We start from the raw sequence: 16,235 nt of genomic DNA, 5'->3' as shown, positions 1-16,235 counted from the left end.
TTCTGTGATCCTCAGAGCAACAGCTACTTGACACAATCTATGTACTCTATATGGATTTTCTCGCATTAAATATTTGAAAGTAATATTTGCGAGGTGGCTCACATTTGAGTGTTTTCTCAATCGCTGAGTGAAATAACGTAATTGAGCAACCGGTTTATAGAATACAGGATGTGTCATAGTTGTTACATTTCTTACATTCACCAATGTCGGAGGCATTATGCCATCTTAGGTTAAGCGGATAACTATCAAGGATTTTACTCACCATATAATGATGCCCACGCGGTAGAATCTCTGCGGCGATGATTTTCTATCAGCGCTAATCATTAATTTCGATTGTGGAGAAAGAATTACGATACTAGTTTAAAACCTCTGTAACGGTACAAAATAAAAATAAATTGTTCTCACAGTAGCGACATATTCTGCGTAGCCAGAGTAAGGTTGTTATTGTCTGAATAAAATTAACCTCTATTGAGATAATGATGACAATGATTAGAAAGCTTCCATTAACTATGGCGGTTATCGCCGCGTTTTCTCCGTTTACCTCTGTAATAGCCCAAGAATTTACCCAGGAACAGATCGACGCCATCGTCGCGAAAGCCGTCGATAAAGCGCTGGCCGACCGCCAGGCTAAAATTGATGCCGCGGCCGATAAAAAGGTCGATGTTATTACCAACCCGCAGACCACCGCCGCTTCGCCGGATATGGCGATTCCATTCGGCCTGAAATTTAGCGGTTACGCCCGCTATGGCGCCCACTTCCAGACCGGCGACCAGAAATATGTTGGCGTAGACGGCTCCTATAACGGCGCCTCGGCGATTGGCCGTCTCGGTAACGAAAGCAACGGCGGCGAATTTCAGATCAGCAAAGCGTTCAAAAGCGCGCAGGGGGCCATCTGGGATCTCAACGTCATGTTTGACCACTGGAGCGACGAGGTTAACCTGAAAAAAGCCTACGTCGGCGTCACCAACGTCTTCGAATCCAACCCCAACGCCTATATCTGGGCCGGCCGCGATTTCCACCAGCGCCCGCAACAGGGGATCAACGACTACTTCTGGATGAACCACGACGGTCAGGGCGCGGGGGTGAAGAACTTCGATATCGGCGGCGTGCAGTTCGACGTGGCGACGGTGTCGCAGGTGAAATCCTGTAGCCCGGAAGTGATGGCCGATGAGACCAACCCGTCGCGCATCACCTGTACCGGCAGCTCCGATACCGGCGATAACGGCCACTACGCATTGACCACCAAAACCCACAACATCAAGGCCGGGCCGATCGACGTCGAGGTATACGCCAACTACGGCTTTGACTCAAAAGCGGTGGACAGCGACGCGCGCCTCGATGCCTGGCAGGGCGGGCTGGTGCTGAGCCATAGCAACGACAGCGGAGTGAACAAAGTGATCCTGCGCTATTCCGATAACTCGGATAACAGCGTCTATAACAAAACCGACGACCTGACCACGGTCTACGCCAGCTTCGAGGGCAGCCATAAGTTCACCCAGCAGGCGCAGATCGAGTATCTGCTAGCCTTCCACGACTACGACAACGGCAAGGATAATACCGACAACCGTAAAAACTACGGCGCGATCGTCCGGCCAATGTACTTCTGGAACGACGTGCACTCGACCTGGCTGGAAGCGGGCTACCAGCGCGTTGACTACGACCAGGGCGGGGATAACCACGGCTGGAAGCTGACGCTGTCGCAGAACATCGCCATCGGCATGGGGCCGGAGTTCCGCCCGATGCTGCGCTTCTATGTGACCGGCGGCCAGGTGGATAACGAACACACCGCGAAAGTAGACGGCACCAGCGACGAGCGGCTGGATTCGCTGAACATCGGCGGTATGTTTGAGGCGTGGTTCTGAGAGAATGTGTTTACGGGAATACCAGACTGGCCTACGCCAGTCTGGTAGTTTTTGGCGCCCAGAACGCTATTTTATTAACGTCTCTATTAATACTTCCTTTTAATAATTCATTTATTAAAAGGAATGAGTTTATGTCGACGCTGAAAGTTGAATTTATAATATTTAAATAGTTTCCATCTGTGATTGAGTAAATTACATATTGGTTGTCGTGTTGAGATTGCATGAGTTATTGGTTGAAATTATTGCTTGCCAGCGATATTGATCTATGCCAATTAAATGACTCGTTATCTCTGGATCTTCGTATCTGCTGGTTGATATATTACCCTGGTTTCTTTAAACATAACGTTGTGAATAAAACGAAATTTACTCCACAATCATTCCTTAAGGAAAAGGGACCGCTATGGCTGATTCATTCCAGAATGAGGTGCCGAAGGCACGTATTAATTTAAAATTATCCTTACATACCGGGGGGGCGCAGAAGAAGGTTGAACTACCGCTTAAATTGCTCACCGTTGGTGATTTCAGTAATGGAAAAGAGCATCGACCATTGGCCGAGCGCCAGAAAATAGATATCAATAAGAATAATTTTAATAGTGTGCTTTCTGAATTTAACCCAGAGATCAATCTCACCGTTGAGAATACGCTGGCCGGTGACAACTCAGAAGACAATGTTAAACTGCGTTTTTCCGATATAAAAGACTTTGAGCCCGAACAGGTTGCCCGGCAAATCCCTCAACTCCGCGCCATGCTGGCGATGCGTAATTTATTACGCGATCTCAAATCGAACCTGCTAGATAACGCTACTTTCAGAAAAGAGCTTGAGAGAATCCTTAAAGATCCAGCTCTGTCCAGCGAATTACGCGCCGAAATGAGTGCCCTTGCCGGGAAGTAAACGGCGGTCATCTCTTTTAATGGATTAACCGGGAATATGCTGATGTCTGTAAATACTGAAACGAACCCCGCGCAGGGGCAAACCGCCGTAATGAACAAAGAAAGCGTTTACGCTTCTCTGTTTGAAAAAATCAATCTGAGCCCGGCATCAAGCCTTGGCGATATTAATGTCTTTCTGGACGATGCGGCGCTATCAGAGGCCACGGCGGGGGAACGCCTGACCGCGGCGATGCAGGTTTTTATGGACTGCATTCGTCAATCCGGTCAGCAGGTGGAGAAACTCGATAAAACGCTTATTGACCACCACATCGCGGAGCTGGATTTCCGTATAAGTCGTCAACTCGATGCTGTTATGCATCACCCGGAGTTCCAGAAGGTGGAATCTCTGTGGCGCGGCCTGAAGCAATTGGTAGATAACACCGACTATCGCCAGAACGTGAAAACCGAAATCCTCGATGTGTCCAAAGACGATTTACGTCAGGATTTTGAAGATGCGCCAGAGCTGATACAGAGCGGCCTGTACTGGCATACTTACACCGCCGAATACGACACCCCCGGCGGCGAGCCGATAGGCTCGGTAATTTCGGCGTACGAGTTTGACGCCAGCCCGCAGGACATGGCGCTGTTGCGTAATATTTCGAAAGTCTCCGCTGCGGCGCATATGCCATTTATCGGCGCCGTAGGGCCGAAATTTTTCCTCAAGGATTCAATGGAGGAAGTCGCGGCGATTAAAGATATCGGCAACTATTTCGATCGCGCTGAGTACATTAAATGGAAATCGTTCCGCGATACCGATGACTCGCGCTATATCGGCCTGGTCATGCCGCGGGTATTGGGCCGTCTGCCGTATGGGCCGGACACGGTTCCGGTGCGCAGCTTTAACTACATTGAGCAGGTAAAGGGGCCGGATCACGAAAAGTATCTGTGGACCAGCGCGTCATTCGCCTTCGCCTCGAACATGGTACGCAGCTTTATTCAAAATGGCTGGTGCGTACAAATCCGCGGCCCGCAGGCGGGCGGCGCGGTGAAAGATCTTCCCATCCACCTCTATGATCTCGGCACCGGAAATCAGGTGAAAATCCCTTCCGAGGTGATGATCCCGGAAACCCGTGAGTTCGAATTCGCCAATCTGGGCTTTATTCCGCTGTCTTATTATAAGAACCGTGACTACGCCTGCTTCTTCTCGGCTAACTCAACTCAGAAACCCGCGCTGTACGACACCGCGGATGCGACAGCCAATAGCCGTATCAACGCCCGCCTGCCGTACATCTTCCTGCTGTCGCGCATCGCCCACTACCTGAAACTGATCCAACGCGAGAACATCGGCACCACCAAAGATCGTCGCCTGCTTGAGCTGGAGCTCAATACCTGGGTTCGTGGCCTGGTTACGGAAATGACCGATCCGGGTGACGAGCTGCAGGCCTCACATCCGCTGCGTGATGCGAAAGTGGTAGTGGAAGATATCGAGGATAATCCAGGCTTCTTCCGCGTCAAGCTGTACGCGGTGCCGCACTTCCAGGTGGAAGGCATGGACGTCAATTTGTCTCTGGTTAGCCAGATGCCGAAGGCGAAAGGGTAACACGCCTGTCACTATCCAGGTCGTCTGGCTCGACAGGCTACAGCCTGTCTGGCGACAGACAACACACCCGCGCCATCTCAGGATGATGGCGTGTCAAAAAATGAAATGGAGTAATTAACATGGCAATACCAGTCTATTTGTGGTTGAAAGACGACGGCGGGGCGGACATTAAAGGTTCCGTGGATGTGAAGGATCGTGAAGGCAGCATCGAAGTGGTGGCGCAGGAGCATAACCTGTACATCCCGACCGACAACAACACCGGAAAGCTAACCGGCACACGTATCCACACGCCGTTTCTGTTTACCAAGGAAATCGACTCCTCAAGCCCCTATCTCTACAAGGCGGTGACCACCGGCCAGACGCTGAAGTCTGCCGAATTCAAGTGGTACAAAATCAATGATGCTGGTCAGGAAGTGGAATACTTCAACACCAAACTGGAAAACGTGAAAGTGGTGAAGGTCAATCCGCTGATGCACGACATCAAGAACCCAGCCTACGAGAAGCACAGCCATCTTGAGCAGATTGAACTGCGCTACGAAAAAATCACCTGGACCTATAAAGACGGCAACATCATTCATTCCGATTCATGGAATGAACGAACGACAGCCTGACGCCCGAAGCAGGCGGTTCGCCGTCTGCTTTTTTGCTAAGCGCCTGTGACCGCTGGCTTTTAGCAAAAAACAATCAGCCTGCCCGACCTTGCGCGCTTTGGTCTCCTGCATCACGGGAAACGGCGATGGGCGGTAGCGTGTCCGGAATCGACAAAGAGAGAGCCTCATGGAAAACCCAGCCATCCTGTTACGCCGTTTAAACCCTTACTGCGCCCGCGCCCTGGAAGGCGCCGCTTCGCTGTGTCAGGCCCGCGCGCATGCGCAAATCCTTCCAGAACACTGGCTGCTAAAACTACTGGAGCAGGGCGAGGGAGACCTGACCGTTTTAGCGCGGCGTTATGAGTGGGATATGGACGCTATCTGGCAGGATCTGCTCTCTTTTCTGGAAACGCTTCCACGTTCGGTACACAGCCGGCCGCAGCTGTCTGGCAGCATCCAGAGCCTGATGCAGGAGGCGTGGCTGCGGGCTTCACTGGCGGGGGAGACCTCTCTACGCAGTGTTCATCTACTGATGGCGTTAGTCAGCAACCCAACGCGGGTGCGCTGTGACAGTCTGTGGCCGCTGTTAACGTTGGGACAAGCGCAGCTTGAACACCTGCGACCATTATTAGATATGCAGTCTGATGAGCGCCCGGAATTACAGCCAGATGAGCCTGGCCACGCTGGCGATGTGGATTTTGTCGGTCGCCCCGTGGAATCGGCCGTGAAGTCCGCTGAGATGAACCCTGCATTACAGAACGCGCTGGATAAATTTACTCTTGATATCACTGCTCGTGCCCGTGAAGGCAAAATCGACCCGGTTTTTGGTCGCGATAACGAAATTCGTCAAATGGTGGATATCCTGTCACGCAGGAGAAAAAACAACCCAATCCTGGTTGGCGAACCCGGTGTAGGCAAAACCGCGCTGGTCGAAGGGCTGGCGTTGCGTATTGCGGAGGGCAATGTGCCGGACAGTCTGAAGCCGGTTTCATTGCGTACGTTGGATCTCGGCTTACTGCAGGCCGGCGCAGGCGTCAAAGGGGAATTCGAACAGCGGCTTAAGAACATTATCGAAGCGGTACAGCAGTCGTCTGCCCCGGTGCTGCTGTTTATCGATGAAGCTCATACTATCATCGGCGCAGGCAACCAGGCCGGTGGCGCGGATGCCGCTAATTTGCTCAAACCGGCCCTGGCGCGCGGCGAACTGCGAACTATCGCCGCCACGACCTGGAGTGAGTATAAGCAGTACTTTGAGCGTGATGCCGCGCTGGAGCGCCGCTTCCAGATGGTCAAAGTCGACGAACCGGACGATGACACCGCCTGTCTGATGCTACGCGGGCTAAAATCTCGCTATGCTCAGCATCACGGGGTACATATCACCGATGAAGCCATTCGCGCCGCCGTGACACTTTCCCGACGCTATCTCACCGGCCGTCAGTTGCCAGATAAAGCGGTGGACCTCCTGGATACCGCATCGGCCCGCATTCGCATGGGAATCGATACGGTGCCGGAATCGTTGACGCGTATGAAAGCGCAAATCACGGCGCTGGAAATGGAAAAACAGGCGCTGCTGGAAGATGCCATGGTCGGTAGCGGTAGCGACGAAGCGCGGCTGGCGGAAATTGAGCTGGAAGAATCGCGTATTATTTTACAGCTTGACGATCTGGAAACGCAGTACGGCCTGGAACTGAAGCTGACCGAGCAACTGCTGAGCTGCCGAGCCGATCCTTCCCGCCGCAAGGAGATCGGCGCATTACAGAGCCAACTTGCCAGCGTCCAGAATAACCATCCGCTGCTGGGGCTGGATGTCGATTTACGTACCGTAGCAACGGTGATTGCCGACTGGACCGGGGTACCGCTCTCTTCATTGCTGAAGGACGAGCAGACGGAACTGCTGGGTCTCGAATTTCATTTGGATAAACGAGTGGTGGGGCAGGATATGGCGCTAAACGCCATTGCCCAGAGACTGCGGGTGACCAAAACCGGGCTTGCGCCGGATAATGGCCCGCAGGGCGTATTTCTGCTTGTCGGTCCGAGCGGCTCTGGAAAAACGGAAACCGCGCTGGCGCTGGCTGATGAGCTGTTCGCTGGCGAGAGATCGCTGATTACCATCAATCTTTCCGAATATCAGGAGCCGCATACGGTGTCCCAACTGAAAGGGGCGCCTCCCGGTTATGTCGGCTACGGTCAGGGGGGGATTCTCACCGAAGCGGTACGCAAACGTCCGTACAGCGTGGTCCTGCTTGATGAAGTGGAAAAAGCGCACCGCGATGTGATGAATTTGTTCTACCAGGTGTTCGACCGTGGCTTTATGCGCGATGGCGAAGGACGCGAAATCGACTTCCGTAATACGGTGATCCTGATGACCTCAAACCTCGGCAGCGATCGGCTGATGCAGATGCTGAAGGAACATCCGGAAGCGACAGAATCCGATTTACATGAACTGTTGCGCCCGGTGCTGCGAGAACATTTTCAACCAGCGCTGCTCGCGCGTTTCCAGACCATTATTTACCGGCCGCTCAGCCATCCGGCAATGCGCAAAATTGTCAACATGAAACTCAACCAGGTCAGCCAGCGTTTGTATCGTCATTACGGTATGACAACCGATATTGCAGAAGGCCTGTACGATGCGTTGACGGACGCTTGCCTGCTGCCGGATACCGGCGCGCGTAACATTGACAGCCTGCTTAATCAACAAATTCTACCGGTGCTGAGTCAGCAACTGTTGAGCCATCTGGCGGCAGGGTTGAAACCACTACATCTGGCTCTGGATTGGGATGAAGAAGAGGGGATTTCACTGATCTTTAAAACGGGAGAAAACCCACCTGGTTTAGCTATTCGGGAAGGATGCGAGTAATGGCGTCCATTGAAACCCTGATTTCTGCCTGCCAGCTGCAGGTTACTGAGCTGGAGAGGCTGGCACAGACACATATTATCCTGTGGGAACGCTGGTTGCAGCCGATTGCAGATGGTGAGCCCGTCGGAGAGGAGCCGGGTTACGATGATGATTTCCAGCAAATACGCGAGGAAGTGAATAAACTTTCTGGCGCGGATACCGAACGCATTCTGCTGCTGGCGGAAAAACTGCTGACCGCCACCGCTAAGGATATTCGTGTCGCCACCTACTACGTTTGGGCGAGACTACATCGCGATGGCGAAGCAGGGCTTGCGGAGGGGCTGGCGTTACTGGCTGGATTACTACAGCGTTTCGGCATGAAACTTCATCCCCAGCGGGAGCGCAGTAGAATCGCGGCGCTGGAGTGGCTGTGCAGCGGTCGTATGCTGGACAGCCTGTCACTCTATCCGGAAGTGACAAAAGAGGGGACTGGCCGTATTGCCGCGGCGTTATGGGAGATAGAAAAGCGCCTGGCAGACAGTGAAAGTAAAGAACGACCCCAGCTTAATAGTCTCTATGCCGCACTGGAGTCGCGGGTTTTGAAATCTGGCGGTATGGATGCCCTGGTGCCACAGAGCATCGGTGAATCCTCAGGCCAAACGTCGGTATCGGGGGATGTACCCACACTGAAAGGTATTGCCTCGGGCCAGGAGCTTCTCGCTCAGGCACGCACCCTGGCGCAGTACCTGAGAAACCAATCAGATGGTTGGCTCGCCGCTCACCGACTGATAAAAAATCTTCGTCACGACACCCTGCACCAGCTACCGTTGTTGACGGTCGAGGGTAAGACCCGCATTGAACCACCTAAACCAGAACAGCGGGCGCAGCTCAAGCGGCTCTATCTGCAGCAGAGCTGGCGGGAGCTGCTGGAGGAGGCGGACAGCCTGTTGGCGCGCGGGTCAAATCATCTGTGGCTGGACGTGCAATGGTATCTGCATCAGGCGTTGATGAAATCCGGGCAGGAAGCCGAGGCGGCCATTATTCAGGACGATCTGAAAGGGCTGCTTTCACGGCTAAGAGGGTTGGAAACACTGGCCTTTAACGATGGTACGCCATTCGCTGATGAAGTGACGCTTAACTGGATACAACTACAGGTCATGGATGAACCTGGCAACTGGCAGGACGAGCCTGCCACCACGGCGTCCGGTGAGAACGATATCCTGCAACTGGAGCCAGAGGCGCTCGCCCTGGCCGACCGTGAGGGGACCGAAGCAGCGCTTACGTGGCTGCAAAATCGTCCTGATGCTAACACTCCCCGCCATTGTTGGCTGCTGCGCTTGCTGATGGCGCGTATTGCAGAACAAAACGGTAAAAATGAGCTTGCGCTGCACCTGCTGGGGGAGCTGGACAGGAACGCCGCCTGCGTTACGCTCTCGCAATGGGAGCCGGATTTGCTGTTCGAGGTTAAAGCGCGGCGATTAAAACTATTACGCATGAAGGCCGGACGTAGCGAAGCAGAAAAAAAACGCCTGCAAGCGGAAATGGAACAACTGCTCGCGGGGCTTATTGCCATTGAGCCTGCGCGGGCGGTGGTGCTGTGCGATTAGTCAGGAGAAAAACAATGCCGCGCCCCTCACTTTACGACACCCTGTTTGGTAATTTCTCCGGCGGTCTCGATCTGCATCAGATCGGTGAAGAAAATCAGGTCATTTTATCGGTGCTTGATAATATGCAGCGTATCCTCAACTGCCGGGCTGGCACGCTGGCGCATCTTCCGGATTACGGTCTGCCGGATATGACAAAAATTCTCCAGGGGATGCCGGGTAGCGCGCACCAGTTAATGACCACGCTGTCCGCGGTACTGCTCAAATACGAACCGCGGCTGAAGAGCCTCCGTGTGGAGATGCTCGAACAGACACAGCCGGGCGAACTGCGTTATGCCATCGACGCGGAACTGAAGGAAATTGGTCTGGTACGCTATGGCACGGAATTTATGCCTGAAGGCAGGGTTCTCCTTCGCCATCTGAAACAGCAACAGTATCTGAATGCCCGCACCGCTATTTAGCCCTCACTCTGGTTACTCCTATGACAACTTATCCTAAGCGTCACCTGACTACCGGCGGCGATCCGCGCACGCTGGCAGACTACGCAAAGCTGCGTGAAGAAATGCATAAACTCAGCCACCCGGCGCGCCCCGACGTTGACTGGCTGTACGCAGAACGGCTTTGTCTGTCGCTGTTTGACCGTAACGGCGTAGAGCTGCAGACTGCGGCCTGGTATACGCTTGCCCGTACGCAGTTAACCGGTTTATCCGGGCTGAATGAAGGCCTGGCTATCCTGGAAATGCTGATTACCCGTCAGTGGGGGAGCCTTTGGCCACAGCCGGTACACGCGCGCATGGAAATCCTCTGCGGTTTGGGTAAACGGCTACAGCAAGCGCTACGTACGCTAACGCTGACCTATGCCGATCTTAGTTTGATTTATGAGGTGGAAGCGCATCTGAAAGCGCTGGATGCTGCGCTACAGCGTCTGGAATTAAAGCATGCCAGTCAGTTTGATGCGTTGCTCAATTTAATGCATAACGCGGCGGTACGGCTGGAGAATAGCGATGGTGTAACTAGCGTTGATACCCTACCGCACGTAGTCGCGATGGAGAATGCTTCCACCCATTTGGATGAGCGGGTTGAGCGAACGAAGTGGGTTTATATTGCGCCGCCGGAAACGCTACCACACGAGCAAGCCGGCAATGAGCGTCAGAATTCTGAAAAACGATGGCGACCTTTTGTGGCCGGTATGCTGACGATGCTGGCGCTGGCCGCTGCGGCGGGATGGGGGTGGCAGGCGATGGCTAAACCAGAGCCGGAACAGCGGCAATTCGCTCTCAGTCTGGCGCCATTGCCGACGGTACTTTCGCCAGATCAGTTACGCTCCTTTTCTCAGCACGCACCGCCGGCAGACGGTGGGATAAAGCAGACCCGGCAGCAGCTGTCAGATCTGGCCCAACTCAAGCCGAATTGGGCCATCGACTATAGCGAGCAACTGGTACAACAGGCACAAGTGCTATGGCCGGAGCAGGCGAAAACATTGTCCTCGCAGTGGCGGCAGCAGATCATAGCCGCCGCGCTGCCGGCGGAAAATCTCACCGGGTGGTATCAGGGAATGCAGCAACTGCAGCAATTAACTCAGCGTCTGGATGCCCTTGATGAACAGAAGGGCAAATACATGACGGTTAGTGAACTGAAATCCGCGGTGTTCGCCATTACTCAGTCTTTTAATCGAACCGTCCCGGCTGAAGAACAGTTACGCCAACTGTCAGCGATGACAGAAGGACAAATCAGCCGCGCCGCGCAGCAACAACAGGCGGAACAACACCTGCAGCAGCTGATAGTCTCTTATGCGCTACTGAAAAGTAAAATGGCGGAATAGCTTCGCGCAAGGCGTAAGGGCTGGGGCATATCGTAGCGTAGCGACTCCAGCCCCGGAAAAGGCGTTTACCGCTGCAGCACCTCGGCAAATTTAGCAAGCCATTGCGGATGGGCGGGCCAGGCGGGGGCGGTGACCAGATTGCCGTCAACGTGCGCCTGGTCGATGCCAATATCCGCATAATGCCCGCCGCTGAGTCGCACTTCGGGAGCGCAAGCCGGGTAAGCGCTACAGGTACGGCCTTTAAGAATACCCGCGGCGGCCAGAAGCTGCGGGCCATGGCAAACGGCAGCAATCGGTTTATGCGCGGCGTCGAAAGCCTGGACCAGTTTAATCACCTGCTCATTCAGGCGCAGATATTCTGGCGCGCGGCCGCCGGGGATCAGCAGGGCGTCGTAGTCCTGTTCTCTGGCACTGGCAAAATCGGCGTTCAGTACGAAGCGGTGACCGGGTTTTTCGCTGTAGGTCTGAGCACCGTCAAAATCATGAATCGCCGTCATAATATAGTCGCCTTTGCTCTTATCCGGACAGACGGCATCAACCTGATGGCCGATCATCTGTAATGCCTGAAACGGTACCATGGTCTCGTAATCTTCAGCGTAATCACCCACCAGCATTAAAATTTTCTTGCCCATATTCTTGTTCCTCCCACGATAAAGATGAATAAGATATAGACTGCCACAAGAGAGAAAGCGAACCGTGAGGGCGCTCAAAAATGGTTATTGATGACATTTGGCTGCCGGGATTTAACCCGAGGGGAATGCGTTGCCGCAGCTAACGGCCACGGCAACAAAAAGCGGTCAGAGTTAATCCACGTTAGTGAAGTAGTCGCGAGCAACCGCTTCTACACGCTTCGCTTCCAGGCCGGTCTTTTCGCTGATCCCGGCGATAAACGGCTTGAACTGCTCGGTCATCACGTGGCCGCCGTCCCAGTGGGCGACGTAGTAACGGCACTGATAGCGATAAAAGTGGAGGGTCTTTTCTCCTAACGTGTAATACATGACATTCTCCTGTCCAGTGTGTCGGGCTGCGTCCGCAGAAGCTAAGGGCGTACCACAATAATCAGGTATTTGATTATATCCTGCTCCCAAATGTGGCAAATTTCCAGCAGCCAATTGGCGATCGAGAGAGATTTTCCTTGGGAGGGTTTTCAGCAGAAGAGAATATGTAGCGGCTGAAGAATACGACAGCCGCCAGGGAGAGCTTACTGAAGCCCGGCCAGTTCGTTGGCGGTTAACGCCAGCTTCTGCACGCTGCCGCTTTCTGACGAGGCAACGGCAGCTTCCAGCACCGCCATCACTGCCAGCGCCTGTAGCGGAGGCACCGGGTTGGCGATTTTGCCCAGCAGGGCATCGCGAACCTGAATATAGTACTGGCGCTGATCGCCTTTCGGCGTGGCGAGCGTGTGCGCCTGCAGGCTGGCGTCGAACAACGTCATGCTGTCGTCATCCTGGCCCCAGCTTTCACTCCCTGGGATGACGCCTGCCAGCAGCTGGCTCTCCTGCTGGTCTGCTTTCAGTTTCACGACGCTGCCGCTATCTCCGTGGACCGTGAAACGCGAGACGCCGCCGGCCACCAGCATGCTACAGTGCAAAATCACTTTGTGCTGTGGATAGTTCAGTACCACATGTGCCCAGTCGTTAATCTCTGCGCCCTGGCGCAGGGTGGCAATATTACCCTGTACAGTTTGCGGCAGGCCGAAAAGTTGCAGCGTCTGGTCGATCAGGTGCGGGCCAATATCAAACCACAGGCCACTACCCGGTACGTTCTGTTCGCGCCAGCGGACGCGAACCTGCGGGCGGAAGCGGTCGATATGCGACTCGAAATGCTTAACCTTGCCGATCAGCCTCTGCTCGATGGCCTGCTTAATGCCGAGATAATCGCTATCCCAACGGCGGTTATGGAAGACAGAAAGCAACCGTTGCTTTTCTTCCGCCAGCGCGATCAGCTCGCGCGCTTCCTGCATATCGAGAGTAAAAGGTTTATCTACCACTACGTGCTTACCGGCATTGAGCGCCAGGCGAGCCAGCGGGGCGTGGGTGGCGTTTGGCGAAGCGAGTACCACCAGATCGACGTCCGGATGCTGAATGGCCTCTTCCGGCGAAGCGATGACCGCGACATCCGGCAGATCCTGCTTCACTTTAGCTTCGTCGCGGGAGGCGACGATGGCAAGCTTTAACCCTTCGACCGAATTAATGAGCGGCGCGTGAAACGTTTTGCCGACAAATCCGTAGCCGATCAGCGCAATATTAATGTGCTTACCTGCGCCGTTGATAACTTTATGCATGACTTTCTCCACGTTATTCAGCGTCAGCAATGCTGACCTGCATTGAATTGTCTTCGCCAAGCGCGTGCCACGGCTTGTCGAGGAATAGACGATCGATGTGCTTCAGCTCGGCGACCAGGTAAGGCTCGCAGCGATTAAGTTTCAGATGATCAGCCACCAGCCAGTGCTCGACGCTGGCTGCCAGCATGGCGCGTTTCACTTCCGCATCCGCTTCCTGGCTGGCGCTAAGCCCTTGCCGCGCATGGATCGCGCAGGCGCCGAGAATGACGATATCCGCGCGGTAACGAGAGAGCAGCGCCAGCGTGGCGCTACCGGCAAACAGCCGCTGCCGCATATCCCATTTCCCGCCAAGTAAAACCAACTCGATATCGGGCCGTTCGCTAAATAGTTGGGCAATATCCAGCGAAGGGGTGATGACCGTCAGCGGTCCTTTTAGATGCGCGGCGACGGCGAGTACCGTGCTGCCGGCGTCTAAAAATAGCGTTGCACCCGGTGGGACTTCACGCGCGACCAGCGCGCCAAGGCGTTGCTTAGTCTCGGGCAGCAACGCATTGCGCCCCTGGCGATTCATGGCCGGAAGATCGAGGGCGATAGCGCCGCCATGGTTTTTCTGCACCAGTCCGCGTTTTTCCAGGTCACTTAGATCGCGGCGAACGGTATCGGGCGAGACCTGCAATCGTTCAACCAGTTCGCTGATGCTAATTTGACCGTTTTCGCTCAGTAGTTCGAGCAAAAACTGTTGTCGGGCGGTTTTATGCATAATTGCTGTTCCTGCAAAATACTGCAACAACCTGCATAATACAGCATGATGTGAGAATGTGAATCGCAAAAAACAGCAAAAAATGCGTTACCAGTTAAAAGGGGAGATGGAGCATCGCTTTTTGGGAAGGGGGACCGGCTCAGCGCAGCCTGTAGAGCGTTAAACCGGTCTATTCAAGGTAATCCGCTCAGCGCATTACCCAGTGCTGATTACCGACTTGTTCGTAGCAACGGGTCGGCGGCTGCCAGTCTTTATCGCGAAACGGCGACGGCAGTTCATCGTTATTGGCTTCACGCAACAGATGGCGACGAGACGGATCGGTCTTTGGGATCGCCGCAATCAGCTTTTGCGTATACGGGTGCTGCGGATTGGCGAAAATGGCCTGCCGCGGGCCAATTTCGACGATTTCACCGAGATACATCACCGCCACCCGGTGGCTGATGCGTTCAATCACCGCCATATCATGCGAGATGAACAGAAAGGCGATTTTCATCGTTCGTTGCAGTTCGATAATCAGGTTGACCACCTGCGCCTTGACCGACACATCCAGCGCCGACACCGACTCGTCGGCGATAATCACCTTGGGGTTCATCGCCAGCGCGCGGGCAATGCAGATGCGCTGGCGCTGACCACCGGAAAATTCATGCGGATAGCGGTTAAGTACCGCGACGTTGAGCCCCACTTTTTCAATTAATTCATGGGCGCGCGCCAGCGCCTGCTGGCGGGTGGCAAGGCCATTTTCCAGCAGCGGTTCAATCAGCGTTTCCTGGATTTTCAGCCGCGGATTCAGACTGGCGAACGGATCCTGAAATATCATCTGGATATCCTGACGCATCCGCTTTTGCTGCTGGCGCCCGGCTTGCAGGACGTCATAACCATGGAGACGAACATGACCGGATTGTGCCTGGACCAGGCGGATAAGACTGCGACCGGTGGTCGATTTACCGCAGCCTGATTCGCCCACCAGCGATAGCGTTTCGCCGGGCCATAAATCAAAGCTGACGTTTTCTACGGCGTGTATATGCCCGGCTAACTGATTAAAAAAGCCTTTTTTGACGGGAAAACGGGTGACCAGGTTTTTGACCGACAGCACAGGTTCGTTGCTGGTCAGACTGAGATCCGCTTCTGGCGGATAACGATGAATTTCTCCGGTTTGCAGGTTCACCGATGGAAATTTACAGGGGGTCGAGCTTACATCCATTTCACCTGCCGCAGGTACCGAGGCCAGCAGCGCGCGGGTATAGGGCTGTTGAGGTGCGGCGAATAGCGTCGGCGTGCGCTCGCATTCGATGGCGTCGCCGCGGAACATCACCAGCGTATCGTCGGCGGTTTCTGCGACCACGCCCATATCATGAGTAATAAACAGCACTGCGGTATTGTTTTCTGCCTGCAGAGTTTTAATCAGATCGAGGATTTGCCCCTGGATAGTGACGTCCAGCGCGGTAGTAGGTTCATCGGCGATCAGCAGTTTAGGCTTCAGGGCCAGCGCCATCGCGATCATCGCGCGCTGGCGCATACCGCCGGAAAACTGATGCGGATATTCATCGAAACGCTGTGCGGCATGCGGAATGCGGACTTTTTCCAGCAGGGCGATGGCCTCCTGCTTCGCCTGGCGCGCCGATAACCTCTGATGGCGGATAAAAACTTCCGCTATCTGATTGCCGATGGTAAATGCCGGATTAAGACTGGTCATCGGCTCCTGAAAAATCATCGCTACCTCGGCGCCGCGTACACGACGCATCTCCTCTTCAGGAAGCTCGAGCAGGGATTGGCCGCCGAGCAACACCTGTCCCTCGGTACGGCTATGGCGGGCAGAAAGCAGGCGCATGATGGCCATCGCCGTCACGCTTTTGCCTGAGCCCGATTCGCCGACAATCGCCAGCGTCTTACCTGGATAAAGGCTAAAACTGATATTACGCACCACTTTCTGCCAGCTATCGCCGTGGCGGAATGAGATGCTCAGATTGTTGACGGCCAGCACTGGCGCAGGCGTTTCCCGGTTCATGA

Annotated in this window: 13 protein-coding genes; 8 read left to right on the top strand and 5 right to left on the bottom strand. The window is 54.4% G+C overall.

From position 1 onward, the window contains the following. Positions 1–479: 479 nt before the first annotated feature. The 8 genes from AC2CGP_RS03255 (at position 480) to AC2CGP_RS03220 (ending at position 11,184) form a co-directional block, all read left to right on the top strand. Positions 480–1,862 (top strand): carbohydrate porin, encoded by a 1,383-nt coding sequence (locus AC2CGP_RS03255; RefSeq protein ID WP_126027334.1) that lies wholly within the window; start codon positions 480–482, stop codon positions 1,860–1,862. Positions 1,863–2,262: 400 nt separating this feature from the next. Further along, the gene (gene tssB, locus AC2CGP_RS03250) at positions 2,263–2,754 is read left to right on the top strand and encodes a type VI secretion system contractile sheath small subunit (RefSeq protein ID WP_015366297.1); all 492 of its coding nucleotides are present in this window, start codon (positions 2,263–2,265) and stop codon (positions 2,752–2,754) included. A 42-nt stretch (positions 2,755–2,796) separates the two neighbouring features. Continuing rightward, on the top strand, positions 2,797–4,332 hold the full coding sequence (gene tssC, locus AC2CGP_RS03245) for a type VI secretion system contractile sheath large subunit (RefSeq protein WP_015705647.1): 1,536 nt from the start codon (positions 2,797–2,799) through the stop codon (positions 4,330–4,332). Positions 4,333–4,451: 119 nt separating this feature from the next. Then, positions 4,452–4,943: a type VI secretion system effector Hcp gene (hcp, locus tag AC2CGP_RS03240; protein ID WP_015366299.1), complete on the top strand. Its 492-nt coding sequence runs from the start codon at positions 4,452–4,454 to the stop codon at positions 4,941–4,943. A 166-nt stretch (positions 4,944–5,109) separates the two neighbouring features. Next, positions 5,110–7,779, top strand: coding sequence for a type VI secretion system ATPase TssH (gene tssH, locus AC2CGP_RS03235; protein WP_484502250.1), 2,670 nt, complete (start codon positions 5,110–5,112; stop codon positions 7,777–7,779). After that, positions 7,779–9,365 (top strand): type VI secretion system protein TssA, encoded by a 1,587-nt coding sequence (gene tssA / locus AC2CGP_RS03230; protein ID WP_020078622.1) that lies wholly within the window; start codon positions 7,779–7,781, stop codon positions 9,363–9,365. The genes tssH and tssA overlap by 1 nt, the downstream gene beginning before the upstream one ends. Positions 9,366–9,379: 14 nt before the next feature. After that, positions 9,380–9,823, top strand: coding sequence for a type VI secretion system baseplate subunit TssE (gene tssE, locus AC2CGP_RS03225; protein WP_020078623.1), 444 nt, complete (start codon positions 9,380–9,382; stop codon positions 9,821–9,823). 20 nt (positions 9,824–9,843) lie between these two features. Then, a complete protein-coding gene (locus tag AC2CGP_RS03220; protein WP_020078624.1) occupies positions 9,844–11,184 on the top strand; it encodes a VasL domain-containing protein in 1,341 nt (446 codons plus the stop codon). A 65-nt stretch (positions 11,185–11,249) separates the two neighbouring features. On the opposite strand, the gene AC2CGP_RS03215 is transcribed toward AC2CGP_RS03220, so the two are convergent. The 5 genes from AC2CGP_RS03215 to AC2CGP_RS03195 all read right to left on the bottom strand — a co-directional run bounded on the left by AC2CGP_RS03215 (position 11,250) and on the right by AC2CGP_RS03195 (position 16,233). Continuing rightward, on the bottom strand, positions 11,250–11,816 hold the full coding sequence (locus tag AC2CGP_RS03215; RefSeq protein ID WP_015366302.1) for a DJ-1/PfpI family protein: 567 nt from the start codon (positions 11,814–11,816) through the stop codon (positions 11,250–11,252). A 171-nt stretch (positions 11,817–11,987) separates the two neighbouring features. Then, positions 11,988–12,182, bottom strand: a complete 195-nt coding sequence (locus AC2CGP_RS03210) for a hypothetical protein (protein WP_015366303.1) — start codon at positions 12,180–12,182, stop codon at positions 11,988–11,990. A gap of 203 nt (positions 12,183–12,385) precedes the next feature. Continuing rightward, the gene (locus AC2CGP_RS03205; RefSeq protein WP_411302994.1) at positions 12,386–13,468 is read right to left on the bottom strand and encodes an oxidoreductase; all 1,083 of its coding nucleotides are present in this window, start codon (positions 13,466–13,468) and stop codon (positions 12,386–12,388) included. A 13-nt stretch (positions 13,469–13,481) separates the two neighbouring features. Then, positions 13,482–14,228, bottom strand: coding sequence for a DeoR/GlpR family DNA-binding transcription regulator (locus AC2CGP_RS03200; protein WP_047076377.1), 747 nt, complete (start codon positions 14,226–14,228; stop codon positions 13,482–13,484). A 187-nt stretch (positions 14,229–14,415) separates the two neighbouring features. Further along, positions 14,416–16,233, bottom strand: coding sequence for an ABC transporter ATP-binding protein (locus AC2CGP_RS03195; protein WP_411302995.1), 1,818 nt, complete (start codon positions 16,231–16,233; stop codon positions 14,416–14,418). Positions 16,234–16,235 lie beyond the last annotated feature (2 nt).

This window comes from Klebsiella sp. SYXHC3 (genome assembly GCF_057196925.1).
The sequence above is the reverse complement of the archived record's forward strand: the minus strand, read 5'-3'. Positions and strand labels throughout refer to the sequence as shown.